The sequence below is a fragment of the Flavisolibacter ginsengiterrae DSM 18136 genome (genome assembly GCF_059568575.1).
The window spans coordinates 281,193-298,347 of the sequence record NZ_JCANTR010000003.1 but is presented as its reverse complement, the minus strand read 5'-3'; the positions used below and the strand labels follow the sequence as shown (position 1 = coordinate 298,347).

Genomic DNA, 17,155 nt, shown 5'->3' with positions numbered 1-17,155 from the left:
TGGACATTAATTTTGAATAGATGAAAAAACTTTTACCCCTTTTATTGCTTTTTAGCATTGCATTTACAAAGCACGCTAATGCGCAATTTGAAACGGTTAAAGACTCGGTTGTTCAATTATATGGTATTGTCATGACTGCAGACAGCCTGGTAGGCATTCCAGCTGTAAGTATTACCATCAAAGGATCCCACAGGGGAACAATTACCAATAACCAGGGCGTTTTTTCGATCGTAGTTTTAAAGGGCGATGTTGTTGAATTTACCCATGTAAGCTATAAGCCTAAAACAGTTATCATTCCAAAGAACCTCGAAGGCAACCAGCAAAGCATAGTGCAACTTATGGTGGAGGATACTACCTACCTTCCTGTAACTATCATACGTCCCCGTCCTACTCCACAACAATTCGAAAGAGATTTTGTTAAAACAAAAGTGCCTGATGACCAGATAGAGATCGCCAGGCAAAACAATGATGTGGCCAAGCGCAGAATATTAATGAAAACGCTTCCAGGTGATGGATCCGAAGCTTCAAGTATGCAGTTTAGAAATATTGCCAATAAGGCTACGTATACCGGTCAAATACCTCCCATGAATATTTTCAACCCGGCAGCATGGTCTGAATTTATACAGGCCTGGAAACGCGGGGATTTTAAAAATAAAAACTAAGCTTCCGTTGTCTTTGCCATCCCGTTCTTTTTTACAGGCGCTTCTTTATGGATCAATAATAAAAATACAGTTGCTGCTACCGGGGCAATCAATATTATATACAGTGCCATATGTTTGGTTGGGCATATGCCGGCACTGCAGGCAGATATGGAGATGAAATTCCGAAGGCTCCATGCAATGTTAAATGCAGAAATAAAAAATGCCGTTTTCAAACTCCACATTTTATTCAGCAGTAGAAGCAATATCATGAGCACAGATAATACGATATGCAAAAGGCCGGGCTTTCCAAAGTTGATAGCCTCGGCTTTCATACCCGTTATCATTATGTTTTGTGATTCAATACTAACCCAGGGTAGAAAACAACTATAGATCAATAAAGCTAATGTGGCTATAGACAGCCATTTCATTATTTGCATGGGGCGAAGATAATCCAGTGGGAAATTAAAGGCTTTACAATTCCATAATTTACCAGGTAGCAGCATTAAAAAAGCCAGTTCGCTGGAACTGGCTTTTACTGTTGTTTTGATGTTTTATAATTTAAACCCGAGTGTAATACTTACTACCCTGTTCTTGTTATTATTGTCCTTCGAATTGTTGCTGCCTGATTGCAACTTGGCAAGCCCGTAACCATAGTTCACACCCAACACAATGGACTTTCCTTCCAGGCCTACAGTGCCATTCATTCCATAATCAAATCGCTTCACAATGCCAAACCCTGCTCCTTCTTCCTCATTTAGGGTAGTAGGATCATCATTGGAAAATTTGATCTTATTGTCGCTTGAATAAGTTACACCCAGTAAGGTTTGTCCTTCAGTTTTGGTTTTACCGCCAACACCGATGCCCAGGTAAGGTCCGGCCCCGACAAAGAAACTTCCCGTTGCACCCAAAGGAGCCTTCAATAAAATATTGGCAGGCACTTCGATATAATAAGGATTAAATGTTTGCTTGTAATAACCATTGGAACCTTCAGTTCCTTTTTGCACCTTCGATCCTTTGCCGGTGAACAATACACCAGGTTGTAAATACAATATACTCCCCAGGTGAACGTCTCCAATAATACCTAATTGAAAACTGCTTAGCATATTGGCATCATCAACACGTCCATTTTCATTAACGGTTATATTGGCAAGGTTGATACCTGCCTGGATGCGGGCATTGGTTTGTGCATGTAGTGAAGTGGTTGCAATAGCAGTGGCGCCAAGTAAGGCCAGGATTCTCATTTTCATAGTGTCTATAATTTTTTGTTCTTCTATTTGCAAAAGCTTTGCCATCATTCAATTTTCTATTGGTTCAGCCATTGCAATGTTCAGCATGTTCAGATGTATTTAAAGCTTGAAGGTTTAAATCACCAGTTGCATTTTTCAATCTCTAAGTATTTCTTCTTAAGCTTTGTTGAAATGGTGGTACAAATTCATGATTAGTATGCGGCTGTTTTTGTAAAGAAAAAACCCCATCAATGATGAGGTTTTAAAAACTTTTTACGCTAGCTGTTGGCTTCAACCTGAATATTCACTTGGTGAACATACTTACCGGCCAGGATACCATGGTTCTTCTCCGGAAAGACTAACAGGTAAAGGTAGGAAAGCGGATGTCAAATAAACAGTGAGAAACTAACGCGAAAATATAAAACAGTAATTGAAACAGGGAATTTTGTATCAATAATATTTTTACCTGCAAATTGCAGCAATGAGGCAAATGTATAACCCTTGCCCGGGGATTGAGCATTCTTTACATTCGGGTATACCCTTATAGTAGTAACATATGCTATCAGGCAACAGGAAGTTAATACCTATCCGGGTTTACTATCTACAAATAAAATATAGGGCAATACAATCGTATGTACTTCCTGCAAGGAAGCACTCAACTCAGGAAAGATCTGCTAATACCGGGCTTGGTGAAGCGCATTATAGAATCAAAAAAGGGTTATCCTTATCAAATGCTTTTTTTACTTTTTTTGAACCTGAGAACCGGCTTCGTATCCAATTGAACATTTTCGTAAACATAAACACTGGTTTTTGAGTGAATATTATGGTTAGACGTCCAGAGGGATGGATTAGGTCGCAATAACAGGGCCAAAAGTGAATATCATTCAGGAAAGCAGTAAGTAGTGGGTAGCTTCAAGATACAACTTTTTGCTTAAAAATATTTGAGCTGCCCTAAAAAAAATATAAAAATTAAAGGTTTACCTGTGCTCCAACCAGGAGGTTTACATGAGCTGCAAACCAATGCTGGTTACCGTAGCCATCTTTAATAACGAAATGGGTATAATCTGCATAGGCGCCCTTCACACTGGGCATGATATAAAAATGTTTTGCGAATGTGTAACGTACGCCGCCCTCCAGTGCTACTACGAAACCGGAAACCTTGTAGGTATCATCCCTGTGCTTCCCTACTTCATTCCCCGCGGCAATGGTCGAATTGGTTTTGGGGATCACCGGGCCTGCTCCTGCTTTAAGCACTAGGGCCAGCACATTGGATGGATTCTTACCTGTAGCCAGCTTTTTCCACTTGACGAAATTGAATAAAGCATAATTGGCACCATCGCTATGTTCAAACTGTATAAAATTTGGGGTCAACGTAGTATCAGTATCATATGCCTGGCCATTGATCACACCTTTCAAATGTGCTACCTGGTTTTGGCGGACAAAGTATTTGATGTGATCGAAGTTGAATTCTATTCCAAAATTCTTTTTTGTAAAATAATACCCTACCTGGTAACTATATTGTGCGGCTCCCCCACCATCAAATTTCAACCCGCCGTCATCCTTACCCCTGACCTTAAATAAGGTAAAGTCGAAATTGGGTGATACAAAATGGAGATCACTTTTAGAATAGAAAGAAAGGTTGGTACCAAAACCCATATACAACACGCCCTTTCCGCCCGCCAGGTTCACCTGGTTGTCCTGGGCATTGCCCCGCTGCAAGAAGAAGAAAGAGCTCAGTAAAAAACAAAAGACAGGTTTCATATGCTATAATTAACCAATGAACTGGTACCGCGCAAAGCTACTTAATTGAAACATTTCTCCACAGCAATGTGGGCAATAAAAAAGCCCCACAATTTTCAGTGGGGCCTTTTCTATTTTTTTTGAACCTGCCGAAACAGGATTCAGTGGGATTAATAATCCATTCCACCCATGCCTGGCATACCTGCAGGTGCACCGGCAGCAGACTTAGGTTCTGGCTTGTCAGCAACTACACACTCAGTAGTTAATAACATACCCGCGATAGATGCAGCATTTTCCAAAGCGATACGGCTAACCTTAGTTGGGTCGATAACACCAGCAGCGATCAGGTTCTCGTATACTTCAGTACGTGCGTTAAAGCCATAGTCACCCTTTCCTTCTTTCACTTTGTTCACCACTACGCTTCCTTCAATACCGCAGTTCTCAACGATCTGGCGCAGGGGCTCTTCCAATGAACGGCGAACGATCTGAACACCGGTAGCTTCATCAGAATTTAATGTATCGATATTGGTTAATGCTTCGATAGCACGAACATAGGCAACACCACCACCTGGAACGATACCTTCTTCTACTGCAGCTCTTGTTGCATGCAGCGCATCGTCAACACGGTCTTTCTTTTCTTTCATTTCAACTTCAGTAGCAGCGCCAACATTCAATACGGCAACACCACCGCTTAATTTAGCCAAACGCTCCTGCAGTTTTTCACGATCGTAATCAGATGTTGTATTCTCGATCTGTGATTTGATCTGGTTGATACGGCCGGTAATGTTTTCTTTTTCACCTTTACCACCAACAACTGTAGTGTTGTCTTTGTCGATCACTACCCTTTCAGCTTTTCCTAAATAGGTAAGATCAGCATTCTCTAATTTATAACCCTGCTCTTCAGAGATCACGATACCTTTTGTAAGGATAGCGATGTCCTGCAGCATTTCTTTTCTCCTGTCGCCAAAGCCCGGAGCTTTAACAGCAGCTACTTTCAATGTACCACGTAATTTGTTTACTACCAGGGTAGCTAATGCTTCACCTTCCAAGTCTTCAGAGATGATCAGTAAAGGAGCACCTTGCTGAGCCACTTTCTCGAGGATGTGAAGAATATCTTTCATGCTGCTGATCTTTTTATCATAGATCAGGATGTAAGGATTTTCCAGTTCAGCCTGCATCTTCTCACTGTTGGTAACAAAGTAAGGAGAGATGTAGCCGCGATCAAACTGCATACCTTCTACTACATCAACAGTAGTTTCAATGCCTTTAGCTTCTTCAATAGTGATAACACCATCTTTAGACACTTTTTCCATTGCCTGGGCAATCAGTTTACCGATCTCGCTGTCATTGTTGGCAGAAATAGTAGCAACCTGCTCTATTTTCTGGTTGTCATTACCAACAGTTTGTGATTGTGAACGCAGGTTCTCGATAACAGCTTTTACAGCTTTCTCAATACCACGCTTCAGGTCCATTGGGTTGGCACCGGCAGCTACGTTCTTCAAACCTTCAGTAATGATAGCCTGGGCCAGTACAGTTGCAGTTGTAGTACCATCACCTGCAATGTCAGCAGTTTTGGAAGCTACTTCTTTCACCATTTGCGCACCCATGTTCTCAATTGCATCTTCCAGCTCAATTTCTTTGGCTACAGTAACACCATCTTTAGTTACGGAAGGAGATCCGAACTTCTTTTCAATAACCACGTTACGGCCTTTTGGACCGAGGGTAACCTTTACTGCGTTGGCCAAAGTGTCAACGCCTTTTTTCATTTTATTGCGGGCATCAGTTTCGAAAAACAGTTGTTTAGCCATAATATTTAATTTGATAATTTGATAATTCTAAAAATCGCTAATGAAATACCATCTCTGCCAACCATTAGCACATCAGCAGATCAATACTTTGCTTGATTAAACTATTGCCAGTATGTCACTTTCTCTCATTATCAGGTAGTCCTGTCCTTCGATAGAGATCTCAGTTCCGGCATATTTACCATACAGAACAGTGTCGCCTTCTTTTACTGTTACAGGTTCGTCTTTCTTTCCGGGACCAGCTGCGATCACAGTACCACGTTGTGGTTTTTCTTTCGCTGTGTCTGGAATAATGATACCACCGGCAGTTTTTTCTTCTGCTGCAGCCGGCTTCACTATTACTCTGTCGTGTAAAGGGGTAACATTTACTTTGTTAGCCATTTCTATGAATTTTTGGTTTAATGAAAATTATTCAGAATTCCTAACGGTTGTCAGGCGGGCAAAGGTAGGCGAATTGTGTGCCAGTAGGTCAGAAACGGAAAAAATTTCAGGTTCTGCACTCATTGCAGCTGATTAATTACCTGTTTGCATTTTTGAACTTGCCATTTTTTCACATTCAGGAATAAACGTCATGGCTCAGCTTTTGCATCATTGTTCAAAAATCAATAGTATGGGTTTCGATCAATACCACGAACCACCGGAAGAATTATCTGCAGAAACAAGAACATTTGCCAGGATGATGGTTTCCCTGACCGAAGAGGCTGAAGCCATTAACTGGTATGAACAACGCATTTCAGTAGAAAAAGACGCGGCTGCCAAAGCCATAATGGAAAATGCCCAACAGGAAGAATTCAAACATTTTGGAATGGACCTGGAATTTTTGCTACGCAAAAAAGAAAAATGGCGCACTACATTAAAAGAGATCCTTTTTACTTCCGGTGATATTGTGAAACGGGGAGAAAAAGGCGAAGAAAAAGCCGATTAAATAATAGTTTTCCTGGCTGCTGCTAGCTTTAGCAATTAATTATTAGCTTACTATGCAGCATTTTAGATATTTGTAAGCTCAACTATCTAAGCCAGCCAGGAAACTGTTTATGAAACGACTTTTGCCCATTCTTGTATTTCTGATGATCTGGGGAGCTGGTATAGCACAACACTGTACCACTCCGGGTCAGACACCCTCCACAGCCTTTCCTGTTTGTGGCACAAGTGTTTTCCAGCAAACAACGGTTCCGATTTGTTCATCGCATAACCTGATTGTGCCCGGATGCAATGAACCCGGCGGTGCTGATTACCAGGACAAGAACCCCTATTGGTATAAGTTCACCTGCTTTCAATCCGGCAAATTGGGCTTCCTGATATCTCCAACCAACCAGGGGGATGATTACGACTGGCAACTATATGATATTACAGGAAGAAACCCCGACGATGTCTTCACTGACAATAACCTGGTCATTACCGGCAATTGGGCCGGAACATTCGGCAATACCGGGGCCTCTGCTTCCGGTGTAAGCTTTATTCAATGCGCTTCAATTCCGACGGAAAATAAAAACTCCTTTGCAGCAATGCCCGAGATCACTGCTGGCCATACCTACTTATTATTAGTAAGTCATTTTACCGATTCACAAATTGGCTATTCCCTTTCCTTTAAGGGTGGCAATGCTGTCATTACAGATACCACTACCCCACGTGTGCAAACTGCAGATGTCAATTGCGGGGCAACTATTGTCAGGGTCAAACTAAAGAAGAAAATAAAATGTTCAAGCCTTGAACCAACAGGATCAGATTTTATGATCAGCCCTGGAACAGCGGTCATTACCAAAGCCACCGGCTTTGGTTGCGATATAGGTTTTGATACGGATTCTATAGAATTACAATTGTCATCCTCTCTTTCTCCTGGTAATTATACTGTTAGTGTAAAGTCTGGCAGTGACGGGAATACCTTGCTTGATTATTGTGACAATGCCGTACCTGTAACTGACAAAGCTGACTTTACAGTCCTTCCCCTGCTTCCCACACCCATGGATAGCCTGGCACCGGTTCATTGTCAACCACAGTCTGTAAAACTCGTTTTTAAAAAACCCATACTGTGCTCCAGCATTGCAGCCAACGGGAGTGATTTTTCCATATCTGGTCCTTATGCTGCCGGAATAGCTGGTGCTGTTGTCAATTGTAACGCCGGCACAACAAAAGAGATCGTACTTAATTTGACAGCTCCTTTATTCCAGCAGGGAAAATTTACTGTCACCTTAAAGCAAGGTGATGATGGTAGTACGATCATTGATGAATGTGGTATTGCCACACCCCCGAATCAAAGCTTAAGCTTTAATGTATTGGATACGGTTAATGCAGACTTCACCTATAGAAAAGGATATGGCTGCACGGTAGATACCCTTGAGTTTTTCCAACCGGGTGACAATGGAATCAATCAATGGCACTGGACATTGGATGATAACAAAACCAGTACATTGCAAAATCCTGTTGCGCTGTACACCAAATTTGATCAGAAGGATATTAGCCTTGCGGTCAGTAATGGCTTTTGCTCTGATTCCAGTTACCAGTCTGTGCTCCTGGATAATTTTTTAAAAGCTGATTTCACTGCCTATGAAGATAATTGTCCCAATGAGGCGGTACAGTTCACCAGCAATGCCCAGGGATATATCGTTCAACACCAATGGTCATTTGGAGATGGTGGTCAATCTTCAGTTGAATCACCGCAACACAGCTATACACAACCCTATAATACGACTACCTATACCGTGAATTATTCGGTAACGGATATCTTTGGGTGCGAGAATAAAACTTCAAAACCTATTATTATATATAGCAGTTGTTACCTGGCCGTGCCCAATGCATTCACACCCAATAATGACGGCAAAAATGACCAGTTGAAGGTTTTAAACGCTATAAAGACGGAAAAGCTGGAATTCAGTGTATACAATCGTTGGGGACAGCTTGTTTTTAAGACCAGTAACTGGAAAACCGGTTGGGATGGTAAGATCAATGGCTCTCTACAGGGTTCGGGAGTATATGTCTGGTTCCTGAAATATACCGATAGGGATACTAAGGAAACAAGGACTATGAGGGGAACTGCAACCCTGATCAGGTAAAACGATGCAAGATTGGCAATCCATTTGATGCAGCTACTTCATAAAATCTATCGTTATGAAGAAAATATGCCTGGTCCTGGTTAGCCTGATAATAGCTACGGCAGCGTCTTTTGCCCAGGATAAAAAGAAAATACAGGTAAAAAAATCAAGGTTCAGTCATTCTAAACAGGTTATCAGGTCTTCAGATTCTGCTAAACTGAGCAACAGGAAGATCTATCCATGGAAGGATGGCCAGAGAGCAACACCAACCGGTCATGTGGCTACACCCAGCAATGGATCCCAATATGCCGCTTTGAAAAAAGACACCACTACAGGACGCAGGAAAGAAAAAGAATAATTGACTGGTTCTTTTGGCTCCAATCCATGTTTTAACGATTATGGTAAGCTTATCCTTGTCTTCATTTACGCTATCGTTCCTATCTTCGCCGGCTCAAATAGTTCTTAAACGATGATTAGCAGAAGGAATATAAGGGTCAAAGTGATGCAAACCATATACACTTTAAATACCCTTGAGCAGGGATTGAAGCCTGGTGAGCCGGTACAGTTACTTCAACGTCATTTTGACCAGTCCAAGGAGCTTTTTTTATACCTCACATATTTTTTATCTGAAGTTGCGGGATACGCCGAGAAAGATTCTTATGTACGCTCCGGGAAGCATTTGCCTTCCACCGCCGATCTGAATGTGAATACCAAGATTGCCGGCAACGAATTACTCTGGAAGATCAGGGAAGATGCCAGCTACCAGCAACAGCTGGGAAAGGCCAAATTCGAGCACCGCATCGATAAGGAACTGGTTAAAAAAATATACCTCGAACTGGCTGAATCGCCTGAATACAAAAAGTATATCAGTGCCAACGAGCGCAATGCCAAAGAGGAAAGAGAGATCCTTGAATACATTTTTAACGACCTGCTGATCCCCAACGAAGTATTCATCAGTCACCTGGAAGAACATTTTATGAACTGGGATGATGATGCCGATATGGTCATTCAACTGGTGCAGGGATTATTATTAAAGCCAACAGCTATTAATTTCAATGAAGTGGTAAGCGCTGATAAATGGAATTTTGCCAAAACGCTTATCACTACCGTCATTGAAAAAAAAGATCACCTGGAAGCCCTGATCGTTCCTAAATTAAAGAACTGGGATGCTGAAAGAATTGCAGCCCTCGATATGATCATTATGCGTATGGGAGTGGCAGAACTGCTTTATTTTGAAACCATTCCCCCCAAGGTTACCATCAATGAATATATTGACATTGCCAAAGAATACAGCACCCAGCAAAGCGGCCAGTTTGTAAACGGCATTCTTGACAATATTCATAAAGAACTGGTGCAACAGGGAAACCTTCACAAAACAGAGTTTAAAAAAACAAAGGTCAGCACACCCCAGGATAATTTGAAGGAAGAGAAACCCTGATCATATTTTCCATTTAACTTTGCCACGCAAAAATTATAAAATGAAGTATTTAACCTTTTTTTTAATATCCGCATTCATACTGTCCTGCACTAATTCTGACCAGAAGTCCGCATCAGTTAACAAAGATTCATTGAACAGGGTCGCACTGGAAGATTCTGCCAATTATACCAGCCTTCAGTGGGTGGATTCCACCTTCCAGGAATTGGGAAAAGTAAATGAAGGACAGGTGGTTGACATCACCTGGCATGTAAAGAATACCGGCACCAAGCCTTTAGTGATCGCCAGTGTTATCCCGGGATGTGGATGCACTGTTGCAGAAAAACCTACCGAACCGATTGCTCCCGGCGCCGATGGTGTGATCAAGGCAAAGTTTGACAGCAAAAATCAAACGGAAGGTGAGCACAGGAAGAATATAACCGTTACAGCCAACACCAAAGAGAAATCTTATTTCCTGGCATTCAATGTGAACGTAACAAAAAAGTAGTTTAATCATTCAATCATCTAATATGTATTTATTACAAGCACCGGCAGGTGGAGGTTCTTTTCAGTTCATTTTCCTTGGATTAATGATCCTTGTGTTCTGGTTATTTTTCATTCGCCCTCAGGCTAAAAAAGCAAAGACTCAAAAGACCTTTATAGATAACCTTCAGAAAGGTGACAAAATCGTTACCATTGCCGGCATACATGGCACCATCAATAAAGTGAATGAAGATGGCACCACCATTCAGCTGGAGATCAATCCTGGCAGCTATATCAAAATTGAGAAAAGCGCTATATCCATGGAGTGGACTACCCAGCTCAATAAACCATTGACTCCTGTAGTTGAGAAAAAATAAGTAAACAATAATTAATTTAGAGATCCGAAGCAGCAGCTTCGGATTTTTATTTCCATTTATGCTTAAGATCGGGTTAACAGGTGGCATCGGTTCCGGGAAGTCTACAGTAGCCAGGGTATTTGAATTATTAAATGTTCCTGTGTATTATGCGGATGAAGCTTCCAAAAGATTGTATAACACGGATGCTGCATTAAGAGATGCAATGGTAAAGCATTTTGGAGCGGATGTATATAAAGATGGGCAGCTTGATAAAGTCCGGCTGGCGCAACTGGTTTTTCATGCGCCCGAAAAACTGGAGTTGTTGAACAGCCTTGTTCATCCCCCCACCCTGCGTGATGCCGAGCAATGGATAGCCAGGCAAACTGCTCCCTATATCATTAAAGAAGCGGCCCTTTTATTTGAAACCGGTTCAGCAGGGCAACTGGATTTTATCATTGGTGTTACAGCGCCTGTACATCTTCGCATCAAAAGAGTTATGGATAGAGACCTGGTTTCCCGTGAACAGGTACAACAGCGCATGGACAGGCAGATGGATGAAAATATTAAAATGGGCCTCTGCGATTTTATCATTCACAATGATGAACAACAACTGGTGATCCCACAGGTGTTACAATTGCACACGGAGTTCCTGCAAAAAGCCGCTGCAGCAACTATACAATAAACCTGGATTTTCTCCTGTTCTATTTCAGTTTCTTTAAGGCTTCTGCTATCCTTGCAAAACCTTTCTCAATATTCTCCATGCTGTTGGCAAAGGATAAGCGCAAACACTGGCTATCTCCAAATGCAGTTCCCGTAACAGTGGAAACATGTGCTTTATTGAGAAGGTACATGCAAAGGTCATCCGCATTTTTAATTACGTCCTCACCATCTGATTTGCCAAAATAAAAATCTACACAGGGAAATGCATAAAAGGCGCCATCAGGTTCAGCAAAGCGAAATCCTTCAATAGCATGCATCAGTTCCATGACCCTTTTTCTTCTTCTCTCAAATTCCTTAACCATTTCATTGGTAGCATCGAGAGGTGAAGTCAAAGCTGTGATGGCAGCACGCTGCGTAATAGAATTCGTACCGCTGGTAAATTGTCCCTGCAATTTATCACAGGCTTTGGCTATTTCCACGGGAGCGGCCATATAACCCAGCCTCCATCCTGTCATGGCAAAACCCTTACTCAAACCATTGATGATGATGGTCCGGTCTTTCAGGTATTCAAACTGCGCAATGCTTTCAGGCTTGCCGAAGTAATTGATGTATTCATAGATCTCATCGGAAATGATATAGATATGCGGATATTTTTTAAATACCTGGGCCAGGCCTTCCAGTTCTTCTTTCTTATACACGGAACCACTGGGGTTACATGGAGAAGAAAATATAAACAGCTTTGTCCTTGGCGTGATCGCCGCTTCCAGTTCTTCAGGTGTTATCTTATAGCCATGTTCCAACGATGATTTCAATAGCACGGCTTCAGCACCTGTAATATCTACCAGTGCCTGGTAGGTCACCCAAAATGGTGTAGGGATGATCACCTGGTCGCCTGTTTCAACAATACTCAATATCGCATTGGCAAGACTTTGCTTGGCGCCTGTTGACACAACAATATTTTCCGGCTTATAATCCAGGTTATTATCCCTTTTAAATTTGGAACAAACAGCCTCCCTGAGATCAAGGTATCCTGATACGGGTGTATAGTGACTCCAGTTATCATCTATCGCTTTTTTTGCAGCTTCTTTTATATGTTCAGGAGTATCAAAGTCTGGTTCGCCCAAACTCAGGTCAATAATATCTAAGCCTTTGGCCCTCAATTCTCTGCCCAATTTGGCCATGCGTAAAGTTTCGGGCTCGCTGAATCTTGAAAGTAATGATGATAATTCCATGCTGATTTTTCAAAGCAACAAATGTAAGTATTACACGAACTAATTAATCATAGCTTAATTTAAATTGATCCAGTGAAGCCTGGTGCCTTCGTGGACGTTTGAGTTCATATTGATAGATCACCTGCCCCAGTTCTTTCAAAAACGGGAAGCCTATGGTATCATAATCATAATGATCATCATTGAATACACCATCAGCATTGCAATAAATATTGGCACTCAGAAAGAACTCCACGTTATGGGTAAGATCAACGATATAGGCTACATCGGTTAAAAATCCATAGGCATCCCCTTCCTTATTAAATATCCTGATACCCGGATCCTCCATCTTTCCCCTTCCTCCAAACATCAATAGCTTGGAATAGGCATCAGTAAAACTGGTGTCATATTGGGGGAACTTCGACTCACCGGGCTTCATAGACATATACCTGTATAAAAAAGCATAATCATCTTCATTGAGTTGAAAGCGTTGTTTTTTGGGAACAGCTGTCGGGAAGATCACGCTCATAAGAATGGAATGCAGATCTGGTAAGGTGAACCGGTTCTTTTTGGAAAAATCGAAAGGCTCATTCACCAGTTTGCCGCTTTTCATATATCCCTTACCCAAAAAAGTTTTTCTCGGCTGGTACTGGAGTTCACTTTTTTGCACAGGCTTTTCCCATAACAGCTTTGAAGAGGTGTCATAAAACTTTACCGGGTTGGTGGCCCGGTTCTCCTCTTCACTGAGGCTCACATCCAGCCTGTGAATGATCTGCGCGCTGTCATAACCCATTTCATGCAGGCTGTTATTGATATACTCCTGCCCCAGCAATTCGTACAAACGGTTGAAAGCATCGTTATCACTAACAAGGAAGATCTTCTTTATATAGTTGGCCACAGTAGGCCGTCCATCAATGGTTGTTGGATCATTGAACACTGCTGTCTGTCCCGTGTGAGCCGCCTCCGTGATCATCGTAGTGTTTTTATCCAGACCCGGAATATTCAACTGGTTGAGTTTTTGGAGGGCCAGCAGGGCAACAGGCATTTTGACAGTGGAAGCGGGATAAAAATACTGGCCCGGGTCTGCATTCAAATAGTAATTGGTAAACCTGGGCTTACCGGATGCCGACCTGTCTACCTGGGTATAAATGATCTTGATATGGTAGGTTTCTTTGGCATTGATAAGGCTATCCAGGTGTGGGGATGATTCCCTGATCAGGTTTTTCAGAAATGTTTCCGATTGGGTTTTACCGGGATATTTTTTCATTTCCAGGGAGGGTGTCATCGTTTGTTTTGAGGTACCACAGCTTACTAAGAATATTACAGCAATCTGCAATACAGGCCAAAGGGATTTAGTAATCATAAAGCTAAAAAAAGGCTAAAAGCCTTTAAACAGGCCGTTTTAGACGACCAAAAGGCGTATAATTAAAGCCTGAATTTAAGGCGAAAAAACTATCTTTGCCCACTCTTAAAAAAACCGTGTATGCAATTGAAAGGCTTAGTCCGCTTTTTTACTATTCTGCTGATCCTTTATTCTATTTACGAATTGTCCTTTACATGGGTCGTTCGTAGCCATGAGAACAAAATGGAATCTAAGGCTAAATCGTTCGTAGCCCAAAACTATGCTAATGCTGACGAGACTTTGAAAGACTCTGTTTACAAAGCCCGTCTGAAAAGATTATTAGACAGCACCAAGGATGTTACTGTTCATTACAGTTTCACAGGTCCTGTCAGTTACCAGAAAGCCAAAGAGGAAGAATTGAACCTGGGTCTTGACCTCCAGGGAGGTATCAACGTAACCATGGAAGTTGAGCTTTCCGGCTTACTTCGTTCTATGGCCAACAATACCAAAGAGCCTAATTTTTTAAAGGCACTTGAAAATGCCAATGTAAGGAAAGCCAACAGCAGTGCGGATTACATTACCCTGTTTGTAGAAGAATATAAAAAGCTGAATCCAAACGGACGCCTGGCTTCTTTATTTGCTACCGGTAACCAGGATCGCATCAAGGTTACAGACAGTGATGATAAAGTAATTGCTGCCATCAGGCAGGAAGCCAATGATGCCTTCGACCGTACCTTCCGCGTTTTACGTACACGTATCGACCAGTTTGGTGTGGCACAGCCCAACATCAACCCTGACCGCGACCGTGGTGTGATCACCGTGGAATTACCGGGTGTGCAGGATGAGGAGCGCGTACGCAAGTACCTGCAATCATCTGCCAACCTGCAGTTCTGGGAAGTGTACAAAATAGAAGAATTACAGAATTCATTTGTTGCGGCAGACCAGGCTTACAATGCTATGGTTACAGGAACTAAAAACACAGCTGCACCAACAACAACTGATACAACTAAAGCTGCCCCTGCCACTCCTGCCGATACTTCTAAAACAGGAAAACTATCTGAGGAGATCAAAAATGATACAGGCAAGAAAGCTGCTGACACCAGCCTTTCCGGCAAGCGTTCTTTAATGCAGGAATTCTTCAAGCCCGGTTTAACTGTGGCTGTAAAAGACACCGAAGCATTAAGGGAGTATTTGAATATGGAGGAGATCCGCAATGCTTTCCCTTCTGATGCCAGGTTTGCCTATGGTATCCCGGCACGTGATGCTGCGGGTAAGCAGGAAAAAGTGGTTCCTTTTTATGTTTTAAAAACAAACGGTTCTGAAAAGCCTCCAATGGAAGGTGAAGTAGTAACTTCTTCAAGGTCTACATTCGACCAGTTTGGAAAGCCCAGCGTGTCCATGACCACCAACAGCGTGGGATCACGCCAGTGGGAACAGATCACCCGCAGGAGCTATGAACAAAAAAGGCCGATCGCTATTGTACTGGACGATATTGTTTATTCAGCCCCTATAGCACACAATGGTCCTATCACGGGTGGTAATACGGAGATCTCCGGAAACTTTACTCCTGAAGAATCTACTGACCTTGCCAACATATTAAAAGCAGGTAAACTACCAGCGCCTGCTAAGATCGTGCAGGAACAGGTTGTTGGTCCAACGCTTGGTGAAAATGCCATCCATGGTGGTATGCTTGCTTTTGGAATTTCATTCCTTGTTATCTTTACCCTGATGCTGGTGTATTACAATACCAGCGGATGGATCGCCAATATTGCCCTGATCCTGAACCTGCTCTTCACCATTGGTGTATTGACCGGTTTAGGTGCTACATTAACTGCTCCTGGTATCGCTGGTCTCGTATTGACCATCGGTATGGCAGTGGATACCAACGTAATTATTTACGAGCGTATCAAAGAGGAACTATCGAAAGGCAAAGGCTATATACCTGCCGTAAATGAAGGTTACAAGCGTTCTTTACCTCCTGTACTGGATGCCCACGTTACCACTTTACTGACAGCTATTATCCTGTTCTCTTTTGGATTAGGACCTGTTAGAGGTTTTGCCACTACCCAGATCATCGGTATCTTATTATCCCTGTTCTGCGGTATCCTGGTGAGCCGTTGGGTAACTGCCTGGTTTACGAATAAGAATCACCACATGGAGTATTTCACTCCATTATCAAAGCGCATCTTCAAACATGCCAGCTTTAAGTTTATTGAATACAGGAAGGTTGCCTATGTGATTTCTTTTATTGTACTGGCCTTAGGTATCGGAGCCATCTTTAATGGTTTTGATGAAGGTGTGGAATTTAAAGGCGGTCGCAGCTATGTGGTTGCTTTTGATAAAGATGTAACCAAGGATGTAGAAAAGATCCGTGGAGACCTGACCAAGTCATTTGGTGAAGCGCCCGTGATCAAAACCATTGGTGCCAACAACCACCTGGACATCACCACATCTTACCAGATCGAGAATACTTCTCCTGAAACAGGTACGCTTGTGTTGAACAAGCTGAAAGAAGGCTTGCACAATTACATACCTGCCAATACCAGTTTCGAGAAATTTGATAAGCAGAATGTGATCGGTAGAACAACCGTATTACCTACCATATCTGATGACCTGAAAAGCGGTGCCAAGTGGGCCACGTTCTGGTCGGTATTGATCATTGCCATCTATATCTTTATCCGCTTCCGCGACTGGAGGTATTCACTGGGTACGATCATCGCCTTGCTGCACGACGTATTGGTAACATTAGCGGTATTCTCCTTCCTGAAGAATGTAGTGCCATTCCCATTAGAGCTTGACCAGCACTTTATCGCTGCCATTCTAACGGTGATCGGTTTCTCCATGAATGATACGGTGATCGTGTTTGATCGTATCAGGGAATACAGTCACCAGATGATCGGTGCGCCAAAAGAAGTAGTGATCAACAAAGCGATCAACGAAACCTTAAGCCGTACCATCATGACCTCCTTAACGGTGTTCCTGACCATCCTGATCCTGTTCCTGGTGGGTGGAGAAGTTACCAAAGGATTTGCCTTCGCCATGTTGATTGGTGTGGTTACAGGTACCTATTCATCCATTTTCGTAGCAGCTCCTATCCTTGTTGACCTTGGAGGTAAAAGAGCCTTAGCTGCTTCCAATGGATCTACAGGTAATGAAAAGCCGGCAACCAAAACAAAGCCTGCTATTGCCAAACATTAATCTTTAGCAATCTCATATTGAAAGAGCCTCCTTCGGGAGGCTTTTTTTGTTGA

At 42.4% G+C, this 17,155-nt stretch carries 16 protein-coding genes; 9 read left to right on the top strand and 7 right to left on the bottom strand.

What is annotated here, in order from left to right; all coding sequences use genetic code 11:
• The first annotated feature begins 20 nt into the window (after positions 1–20).
• Positions 21–662: a carboxypeptidase-like regulatory domain-containing protein gene (locus BP74_RS05090; protein ID WP_496371716.1), complete on the top strand. Its 642-nt coding sequence runs from the start codon at positions 21–23 to the stop codon at positions 660–662.
• Here the strand turns inward: BP74_RS05090 and BP74_RS05085 are convergent.
• From BP74_RS05085 to BP74_RS05065, 5 genes are all read right to left on the bottom strand, one after another.
• Positions 659–1,078, bottom strand: a complete 420-nt coding sequence (locus BP74_RS05085) for a hypothetical protein (RefSeq protein ID WP_496371714.1) — start codon at positions 1,076–1,078, stop codon at positions 659–661. The two genes, BP74_RS05090 and BP74_RS05085, sit on opposite strands and share 4 nt — an antisense overlap.
• 114 nt (positions 1,079–1,192) lie before the next feature.
• Entirely contained in the window at positions 1,193–1,888 is a 696-nt protein-coding gene (locus BP74_RS05080; protein WP_496371712.1) for an outer membrane beta-barrel protein, read from the bottom strand.
• A gap of 948 nt (positions 1,889–2,836) precedes the next feature.
• Positions 2,837–3,628: a hypothetical protein gene (locus BP74_RS05075; protein WP_496371710.1), complete on the bottom strand. Its 792-nt coding sequence runs from the start codon at positions 3,626–3,628 to the stop codon at positions 2,837–2,839.
• Positions 3,629–3,777: 149 nt separating this feature from the next.
• Positions 3,778–5,415 carry a chaperonin GroEL gene (gene groL, locus BP74_RS05070; protein WP_496371708.1) on the bottom strand — a complete coding sequence of 546 codons (1,638 nt, stop codon included), beginning with the start codon at positions 5,413–5,415 and terminating at the stop codon, positions 3,778–3,780.
• Positions 5,416–5,511: 96 nt separating this feature from the next.
• A complete protein-coding gene (locus BP74_RS05065) occupies positions 5,512–5,793 on the bottom strand; it encodes a co-chaperone GroES (protein WP_072835869.1) in 282 nt (93 codons plus the stop codon).
• Between the two features lie 229 nt (positions 5,794–6,022).
• On the opposite strand from BP74_RS05065, the gene BP74_RS05060 reads away from it, so the two are divergent.
• The 7 genes from BP74_RS05060 to coaE all read left to right on the top strand — a co-directional run bounded on the left by BP74_RS05060 (position 6,023) and on the right by coaE (position 11,376).
• Positions 6,023–6,337: a ferritin family protein gene (locus BP74_RS05060; RefSeq protein ID WP_496371705.1), complete on the top strand. Its 315-nt coding sequence runs from the start codon at positions 6,023–6,025 to the stop codon at positions 6,335–6,337.
• Between the two features lie 109 nt (positions 6,338–6,446).
• Positions 6,447–8,462, top strand: a complete 2,016-nt coding sequence (locus BP74_RS05055) for a T9SS type B sorting domain-containing protein (protein ID WP_496371703.1) — start codon at positions 6,447–6,449, stop codon at positions 8,460–8,462.
• Between the two features lie 55 nt (positions 8,463–8,517).
• A complete protein-coding gene (locus tag BP74_RS05050; protein ID WP_496371701.1) occupies positions 8,518–8,799 on the top strand; it encodes a hypothetical protein in 282 nt (93 codons plus the stop codon).
• Positions 8,800–8,910: 111 nt separating this feature from the next.
• Positions 8,911–9,879, top strand: coding sequence for a transcription antitermination factor NusB (gene nusB / locus BP74_RS05045; protein WP_496371699.1), 969 nt, complete (start codon positions 8,911–8,913; stop codon positions 9,877–9,879).
• A gap of 40 nt (positions 9,880–9,919) precedes the next feature.
• Positions 9,920–10,363 (top strand): DUF1573 domain-containing protein, encoded by a 444-nt coding sequence (locus BP74_RS05040; RefSeq protein WP_496371697.1) that lies wholly within the window; start codon positions 9,920–9,922, stop codon positions 10,361–10,363.
• 22 nt (positions 10,364–10,385) lie between these two features.
• Positions 10,386–10,715, top strand: a complete 330-nt coding sequence (yajC, locus tag BP74_RS05035) for a preprotein translocase subunit YajC (RefSeq protein ID WP_496371695.1) — start codon at positions 10,386–10,388, stop codon at positions 10,713–10,715.
• 58 nt (positions 10,716–10,773) lie between these two features.
• On the top strand, positions 10,774–11,376 hold the full coding sequence (gene coaE / locus BP74_RS05030) for a dephospho-CoA kinase (protein WP_496371693.1): 603 nt from the start codon (positions 10,774–10,776) through the stop codon (positions 11,374–11,376).
• Between the two features lie 19 nt (positions 11,377–11,395).
• On the opposite strand, the gene BP74_RS05025 is transcribed toward coaE, so the two are convergent.
• Positions 11,396–12,586 (bottom strand): pyridoxal phosphate-dependent aminotransferase, encoded by a 1,191-nt coding sequence (locus tag BP74_RS05025; RefSeq protein WP_496371691.1) that lies wholly within the window; start codon positions 12,584–12,586, stop codon positions 11,396–11,398.
• Between the two features lie 43 nt (positions 12,587–12,629).
• The gene (locus BP74_RS05020; protein WP_496371689.1) at positions 12,630–13,847 is read right to left on the bottom strand and encodes a serine hydrolase; all 1,218 of its coding nucleotides are present in this window, start codon (positions 13,845–13,847) and stop codon (positions 12,630–12,632) included.
• A gap of 198 nt (positions 13,848–14,045) precedes the next feature.
• On the opposite strand from BP74_RS05020, the gene secDF reads away from it, so the two are divergent.
• A complete protein-coding gene (secDF, locus tag BP74_RS05015; RefSeq protein WP_496371687.1) occupies positions 14,046–17,102 on the top strand; it encodes a protein translocase subunit SecDF in 3,057 nt (1,018 codons plus the stop codon).
• Positions 17,103–17,155: the final 53 nt, after the last annotated feature.

Excerpts from the sequence above, each read along its gene's own strand:
- BP74_RS05090 (WP_496371716.1), top strand. The coding sequence starts at position 21 with ATGAAAAAACTTTTACCCCTTTTATTGCTTTTTAGCATTGCATTTACA.
- BP74_RS05085 (WP_496371714.1), bottom strand. The coding sequence starts at position 1,078 with ATGCAAATAATGAAATGGCTGTCTATAGCCACATTAGCTTTATTGATC.
- BP74_RS05080 (WP_496371712.1), bottom strand. The coding sequence starts at position 1,888 with ATGAAAATGAGAATCCTGGCCTTACTTGGCGCCACTGCTATTGCAACC.
- BP74_RS05075 (WP_496371710.1), bottom strand. The coding sequence starts at position 3,628 with ATGAAACCTGTCTTTTGTTTTTTACTGAGCTCTTTCTTCTTCTTGCAG.
- groL (WP_496371708.1), bottom strand. The coding sequence starts at position 5,415 with ATGGCTAAACAACTGTTTTTCGAAACTGATGCCCGCAATAAAATGAAA.
- BP74_RS05065 (WP_072835869.1), bottom strand. The coding sequence starts at position 5,793 with ATGGCTAACAAAGTAAATGTTACCCCTTTACACGACAGAGTAATAGTG.
- BP74_RS05060 (WP_496371705.1), top strand. The coding sequence starts at position 6,023 with ATGGGTTTCGATCAATACCACGAACCACCGGAAGAATTATCTGCAGAA.
- BP74_RS05055 (WP_496371703.1), top strand. The coding sequence starts at position 6,447 with ATGAAACGACTTTTGCCCATTCTTGTATTTCTGATGATCTGGGGAGCT.
- BP74_RS05050 (WP_496371701.1), top strand. The coding sequence starts at position 8,518 with ATGAAGAAAATATGCCTGGTCCTGGTTAGCCTGATAATAGCTACGGCA.
- nusB (WP_496371699.1), top strand. The coding sequence starts at position 8,911 with ATGATTAGCAGAAGGAATATAAGGGTCAAAGTGATGCAAACCATATAC.
- BP74_RS05040 (WP_496371697.1), top strand. The coding sequence starts at position 9,920 with ATGAAGTATTTAACCTTTTTTTTAATATCCGCATTCATACTGTCCTGC.
- yajC (WP_496371695.1), top strand. The coding sequence starts at position 10,386 with ATGTATTTATTACAAGCACCGGCAGGTGGAGGTTCTTTTCAGTTCATT.
- coaE (WP_496371693.1), top strand. The coding sequence starts at position 10,774 with ATGCTTAAGATCGGGTTAACAGGTGGCATCGGTTCCGGGAAGTCTACA.
- BP74_RS05025 (WP_496371691.1), bottom strand. The coding sequence starts at position 12,586 with ATGGAATTATCATCATTACTTTCAAGATTCAGCGAGCCCGAAACTTTA.
- BP74_RS05020 (WP_496371689.1), bottom strand. The coding sequence starts at position 13,847 with ATGACACCCTCCCTGGAAATGAAAAAATATCCCGGTAAAACCCAATCG.
- secDF (WP_496371687.1), top strand. The coding sequence starts at position 14,046 with ATGCAATTGAAAGGCTTAGTCCGCTTTTTTACTATTCTGCTGATCCTT.